The following is a 6,298-nucleotide window of genomic DNA, read 5'->3' on the forward strand; positions in this document are numbered from 1 at the left end:
GATGTCGTTCAGGATGCCGAACTGGTCGTTCAGCATCCAGGCCCACATCTTCGCGCTGACGATGGTCGGGATCGCCCAGGGGATCAGGATCGCGGCGCGCACCAGGCCCCGGCCCTTGAACTCGGCGTTCAGCACCAGGGCGACGATCAGGCCCAGCACCGTCTCGAAGAAGACCGAGACGAAGGCGAAGCGCACCGTGTTCCAGACAGCGTTCCACCAGGCCGGGTCGACCAGCGTGCCGCGCCAGACCCATCGGCCCGACTCCAGGATGCGCAGCGACAGGTAGTTGTCGAAGCCGATCCAGCTGCCGCCATAGAGGGCGCTGAGCTTGGTGTCGGTCAGCGAAAACCAGATGGTGCGCAGAAGCGGCCAGGCCGCCACGAAGAACAGCGCCGCCAGCATCGGTACGATGAACCAGAAGGCCGCGCGCTGGCGTTGCTGCGTGAGGCTGAGCCCCGCGTCGTTCGTTGCCATGATTCCCTCCCTGTCGGACCCCCCTCCGAGGCCCGTTGAGATGAGACGGGCGGCGACTGCTGGGGTCAGCGCCGCCCGCCGTTGGGGTCAGTCAGGTCCGGGAGGACTTACCAGCCCGACCCCTTGATGTCCGTCAGGTCCACTTCGAGCATCTCGAGGTTCTCCGCTGCCGAGCCTTCGCCCGAAAGCGTGTTGTGCACCGCCGACCAGAACTTGGCGGACACCTCGTTGTACTTGCCGAGCGTGGGCGCCGAGGGGCGCGGAACGGCGTTCAGGAACACGTCCTTCCACTGCGGAATGATCGGCTGCGCGGCCGCGATGTCGGCGTCGTCGTAAAGTGCGACGATCGTCGGCAGGTTCGAGGCGATGAGCGCGCGGGTCTTTTGCGCCTCCGGCCCGGCAAGATACAGCGCAAGGCTGACCGCGGCGTCCTGCTTGGTCGAGTACTTCGACACCGCGACGTTCCAGCCGCCAAGGGTGGCCGCCGAACTGTCGCCTTCCTTGCCGACCGGCAGGGTGGTCACGCTGAACAGGCCCTTGACTGCCGAGTCGTCGCCGTTGCCCAGCGTGTAGGCATAGGGCCAGTTGCGCATGAAGACCGCGTTGCCGGTCTGCCAGACGCCGCGGGCTTCCTCTTCCTGGTAAGCCAGGACGCCATCCGGGCTGATCGTGCCGACCCAGGACTTCGCGGCCTCCAGCGCGGCGACGGCGTTCTCGTTATTGATCGAGATCGTGCCGTCGGCTTCGACGATCTGGCCGCCGCCGAAGGACTTCACCCATTCCAGGGCGTTGCAGGTCAGGCCTTCATAGGCGTTGCCCTGCCAGACAAAGCCCCACATGTCGGCCTTGCCCTCGGCACGTTCGCCGTCCTGGATGATCTTGGCGGTCTCGGCCAGTTCGGCCCAGGTCTTCGGCGGCTCCTTGCCGTATTTCTCCAGCAGGTCCTTGCGGTAGTAGAGCGCGGGCGCATCGGTGAAGAGCGGCAGCGCGACCAGCTTGCCGTTCACCGTCTGCGATTCGATGATCGAGGGGAAATGGGTCGGCGCCAGGTCCTTGGCGGCTTCGGTCAGGTCGACGAAATGGTCCGCCAGTTGCGGCGCCCAGATCACGTCGGTCTGGTAAAGGTCGATGTCGGTCGCCCCGGCGGCGAGCCACAGGCGATACTGGCCGAACTGGTCGGTGGTCGAGGCCGGCATCGGGACGATGGTCACGGTGTTGCCGGTTGCTTCCTCCCACGGCTTCACGATGGTCTTGAAATCCTCGACCGCATTGCCGACGGCGCCGGAGACATAGAACAGCTCTTCAGCCATGACGGGAGCGCCAAAGACGGCGAGCATGGCTGCGGTTGCGGTCGCGCGGAATGCGCGGCCTTTCATGGTCATCATTGGTCTTCCTCCCTTGGGCGGCAGAATTGGCGTGCCGTCTTCTTTGCTAAACGCCCGAAAAATCCCGAAACGTTGCCGGAACGTTAGTCTCCAAAGCGCTTTTGGTCAACGATTCGACTGGGGCGGCCCTTGCCATTCCTTCCGCCGCCGAAATCAGCCAAACCCCTTTGGATATTCTCCCGCCCTTCACCAGGGCGAATGCGACGACGCTGACAGGCTTTCTCTTCAGGTTCGATCCGGGGTTACGCCGAAGATCAGCGCGCAGGCCTGATGCACGGACGATCCGGCGGCAAAAGACCGGAAAAACCCGCCACGCGGGGCGGCTCTCTCTAGAGCCCCTCCAGAAGGACCTTGCAAAGGGCTGACCCCGGCTCCGCCAGCCCGTCGATCACGCTGAAATGGTGCTGCCCCGGATCGGCGGTCCAGGGGCAGGCCCATTCCTCGGCCAGGACCCGCGCCTGCCACAGGAAGGCGGGCCGCTCCTGCGCCCCCACCCAGACATGGGCCGTCACCCCGTCCCGGAGGGGATGCCGGGCCGGGCTCTCCCCCGCAGCCTCGCCCGCGTCGATCTTCAGCGTCGCGTTCATCCCCGTGGCCATCAGCGGCCCCAGTTCCGAAAGCGGGGAAATCGGCACCACCCGCGCCACCGGCACCGCGAGGTCGGCGTTGCCCATCCGCGCCGCCAGATGCCCCCCGGCGGAATGGCCCGTCACCACCATCGGCCCGGGCACGCGGGTGCCCACGAACCAGCAGGCGCGCGCGATCTCGGCGGTGATCTCCGCCAGCCGCGCGGCGGGGGCCAGCGTATAGCTTGGCATCGCCACCGCATAACCCCGCGCCAGCGGGCCCGCGGCCAGATGCGACCAGTGCGCCTTGGAGAAGAGGTGCCAGTAGCCGCCGTGGACGAAGATCACCACCCCCTTCGCCGGGCCTTCGGGCAGGAACAGGTCCAGCTTCTCGCGCGGAGAAGGGCCATAGGAAAGGTCAAGGTCTGCCCGCTTCCCCAGCGTCCGGCGGAAGGCGGCGGCATCCCGGGTCCAGCGCGGCGGATAATCGGCGGCCCCGGCGATGAAATCCCCGTTGGCATAGTCGCGGTCGGGGTCGGGCCAGCGGTAGGGCGGGCGGGAATCGGGCACGTCGGGCCTCCTGTCGGATCGGGGCCAGACTGCGACGGTCCTCGTCCCGTCCGCAAGGGGCAGCGCTTTCTTGCGTGGGCTGCGGAAGCCGGGCATATCCTTGAGCAGAGGGCGAACGGGAGGGGTGACGTGCTGAAGGGGATCGACAACCGGCTGAACGCCGAGGTGCTGGGCACGCTCCGCGCCATGGGCCATGGCGATTGCGTGGTTGTCGTGGACACCAACTTCCCGGCAGAATCCGTGGCCGGCGCCACCGTCACCGGCAGGCTTCTGCGGATGGAGAACCTGACAGCGGCGGAGGCGGTGAACGCGATCCTGTCGGTCCTGCCGCTGGACACATTCGTCGAGGATTTCGCGGGCCGGATGGAAGTCGTGGGCCACCCCGAGGAACTGCCCCCGGTGCAGGTCGAGGTCCAGGCCGAGGTCGACCGCGCCGAGGGCCGCTCCCGCCCCTTGCCCGGCATCGAGCGCTTCGCCTTCTACGACATGGCCCGTCAGGCCTTCGCGGTGATCCAGACCGGGGAGCGGCGCTTCTACGGCTGCTTCATGCTGCGCAAGGGCGTGATCCCTCCGGAGGACTGAGATGTCGAAACCCGTCGTGATCCTCGGCATCTTCAACGCCGACACCTCCTATCGCGCCGAACGCCTGCCGAAGATCGGCGAGACGATCCTGGGCCAGCATTTCGTGCTGGGGCCGGGGGGCAAAGGCTCGAACCAGGCTGTCGCGGCGGCCAGGGCGGGGGGGCGGACGCATTTCATCACGCGGCTGGGCGCCGACGATTTCGCCAAGGTCGCACGGACCACTTGGGAGGAGGCAGGGGTCATCCCCGAAGTGACGGTGGACGCCGAAAGCCACACCGGGGCGGCCTTCATCTTCCTGGAGGCCGCCACCGGCAACAACGCGATCATCGTCGCCTCGGGGGCGGGTGGGCGGATCGCGCCCGAAGACCTGGACGCACGCGCCGACCTTATCCGCAGCGCGGCGGTCTTCGTCACCCAGCTGGAACAGCCGATCCCCGCCGCCCGCCGGGGGCTGGAGATCGCGCGCGCGGCAGGCGTCACCACGATCCTGAACCCCGCCCCGGCGGCGGCGCTGGACGATGCGATGCTGGCGCTTTGCGACTTCATCACTCCGAACGAGACCGAGGCCGAGACGCTGACCGGCTTGCCGGTGACGACGCTGGCCGAGGCGGAGCAGGCCGCCGCTGCCCTGATTGCGCGGGGCGTCGGGGCGGTGATCGTCACGCTGGGCTCCAACGGCGCGCTTTACCGCGACCGGACGCGGTCGGTGCATGTGCCGGTGATCAGCGCCGGGGCGGTGGTCGAGACCACGGGCGCAGGCGATGCCTTCAACGGCGGTTTCGCCGTCGCGTTGTCCGAGGGCAAAGACGTGATCGAGGCGGTGCGCTTCGGCGCGGCAACGGCGGGGATTTCCGTCACCCGCGCCGGGGCGGCCCCGGCGATGCCGTCCCGGGACGAGATCGAGGCGCTTCTGACACGCCCCTGACCTTGGGCCAGCGTCATTCCCCTGTTACATATACGTCGCATATGCGTCACGAAACTGGCCTAGATCATCCGGGCGCGGCAGCTCGTGAGGAAGACGGATGGACGATATGCGAACGGTTGAACGGGAGATTGCGGTCGACAGCACCAAGATCGCCGCCCGTGAGGTTCAGGTCCACTATGGCACGAACCACGCGCTGAAGGATGTGACGGTCGATATCCTCGACCGGACGGTGACGGCCTTCATCGGACCATCGGGCTGCGGCAAGTCGACCTTCCTGCGCTGCCTGAACCGGATGAACGACACCGTGGCCTCGGCCCGGGTATCCGGCAAGATCACGCTGGACGGCGAAGACATCTACGATTCCCGCGTCGATCCGGTGCAGCTGCGCGCCAAGGTGGGGATGGTGTTCCAGAAGCCGAACCCCTTCCCGAAGTCGATCTATGACAATGTGGCCTACGGGCCGAAGATCCACGGGCTGACCCGCAACAAGGCCGAGCTTGACGCCGTGGTGGAAGCCTCGCTGCGCAAGGCCGCGCTGTGGAACGAGGTCAAGGACCGGCTGGATGCGCCCGGGACCGGGCTTTCCGGCGGGCAGCAGCAGCGGCTGTGTATCGCGCGGGCGGTGGCGACCTCGCCCGAGGTCCTGCTGATGGACGAGCCCTGCTCGGCGCTTGACCCCATCGCCACGGCGCAGGTGGAAGAACTGATCGACGACCTGCGGTCGCAGTTCTCGGTGGTGATCGTGACCCACTCGATGCAGCAGGCGGCGCGTGTCAGCCAGAAGACTGCGTTCTTCCATCTGGGGAATCTGGTCGAATACGATGACACTACCCGCATCTTCACCAACCCCACGGACCCCAGGACCGAGGCCTATATCACCGGACGGATCGGGTAAGGAGCAGGCGATGAACACCGCACATATTCTTTCGGCCTTCGACCGCGATCTCGAGGCCGCGCAGGCCCTGGTCATGCGGATGGGCGGGCTGGTCGAGACCGCGCTTCTGGAAGCGGCCGAGGCGCTGGACCGGCGGGACGAGGATCTGGCCGCGCGGGTCCGGGCCGGTGACCGGGCGATCGACGCGCTGGAAGAGCAGATCAATGCGCAATGCGCCCAGCTTCTGGCACTGCGGGGCCCCACGGCGGGCGACCTGCGGACAGTTCTGACGGTGATGAAGATCGCCGCGGCGCTGGAACGGTCGGGGGATTATGCGAAGAACCTGGCCAAGCGGACGGCGGTGCTGTCGCAGATGACGCCGGTTCCGGGGGCGTCGGGGTCGATCCGCAGGCTGGCGCGGGCCGTGGTGCAGATGCTGACCGATGCGCTGGACGCCTATATCCGCCGCGACGTGAAGCTGGCCGAGGATGTGCGGACGCGGGACCGGGACATCGACCAGATGTACAACTCGATCTTCCGCGAGTTCCTGACCCACATGATGGAAGACCCGCGCACCATCGGCCCCTGCATGCACCTGCATTTCATCGCCAAGAACATCGAGCGGGTGGGCGATCACGCGACGGGGGTGGCCGAGCAGGTGATCTACCTCGTCACCGGCGAATTGCCGGGGGATGAGCGGCCCAAGGTCGACAGCACCGGGACGGGGGCCTGAGGATGGCGAGGGGCGGGCAGCCGCGGGTCCTGCTGGTCGAGGACGAGCCCGCTCAGCGGACGGTTCTGGCCTACAACCTGGAGGCCGAGGGCTTTGCCGTGACCCAGGCCGACAATGGCGAGGACGCGATGGTTCTGGTCGACGAGGAGGAGCCGGACATCATCATCCTGGACTGGATGATGCCGAAGG

Annotated in this window: 8 protein-coding genes; 5 read left to right on the forward strand and 3 right to left on the reverse strand. The window is 67.2% G+C overall.

Annotation, left to right across the window (positions count from 1 at the left end):
- The 3 genes from V7Q39_RS18540 to V7Q39_RS18550 form a co-directional block, all read right to left on the reverse strand.
- Positions 1-474, reverse strand: a 474-nt coding sequence (locus V7Q39_RS18540) for a carbohydrate ABC transporter permease (RefSeq protein WP_333818092.1), incomplete at its 3' end; no start/stop codon positions are given.
- 107 nt (positions 475-581) lie between these two features.
- Positions 582-1,856, reverse strand: coding sequence for an ABC transporter substrate-binding protein (locus tag V7Q39_RS18545; RefSeq protein WP_333818093.1), 1,275 nt, complete (start codon positions 1,854-1,856; stop codon positions 582-584).
- 332 nt (positions 1,857-2,188) lie between these two features.
- Positions 2,189-2,995, reverse strand: a complete 807-nt coding sequence (locus tag V7Q39_RS18550) for an alpha/beta hydrolase (protein WP_333818094.1) — start codon at positions 2,993-2,995, stop codon at positions 2,189-2,191.
- 129 nt (positions 2,996-3,124) lie between these two features.
- On the opposite strand from V7Q39_RS18550, the gene V7Q39_RS18555 reads away from it, so the two are divergent.
- From V7Q39_RS18555 to V7Q39_RS18575, 5 genes are all read left to right on the forward strand, one after another.
- Entirely contained in the window at positions 3,125-3,577 is a 453-nt protein-coding gene (locus V7Q39_RS18555) for an RbsD/FucU family protein (protein WP_333818095.1), read from the forward strand.
- A gap of 1 nt (position 3,578) precedes the next feature.
- Positions 3,579-4,502 carry a ribokinase gene (rbsK, locus tag V7Q39_RS18560; RefSeq protein ID WP_333818096.1) on the forward strand — a complete coding sequence of 308 codons (924 nt, stop codon included), beginning with the start codon at positions 3,579-3,581 and terminating at the stop codon, positions 4,500-4,502.
- Positions 4,503-4,599: 97 nt separating this feature from the next.
- Positions 4,600-5,397, forward strand: a complete 798-nt coding sequence (gene pstB, locus V7Q39_RS18565; protein WP_333818097.1) for a phosphate ABC transporter ATP-binding protein PstB — start codon at positions 4,600-4,602, stop codon at positions 5,395-5,397.
- Positions 5,398-5,407: 10 nt separating this feature from the next.
- A complete protein-coding gene (gene phoU / locus V7Q39_RS18570) occupies positions 5,408-6,109 on the forward strand; it encodes a phosphate signaling complex protein PhoU (RefSeq protein WP_333818098.1) in 702 nt (233 codons plus the stop codon).
- A gap of 2 nt (positions 6,110-6,111) precedes the next feature.
- On the forward strand, positions 6,112-6,298 hold a 187-nt coding region (locus V7Q39_RS18575), incomplete at its 3' end, for a response regulator transcription factor (protein WP_333818099.1).

The sequence above is a fragment of the Tabrizicola sp. genome, from assembly GCF_036781545.1.
GTDB lineage: Bacteria > Pseudomonadota > Alphaproteobacteria > Rhodobacterales > Rhodobacteraceae > Tabrizicola.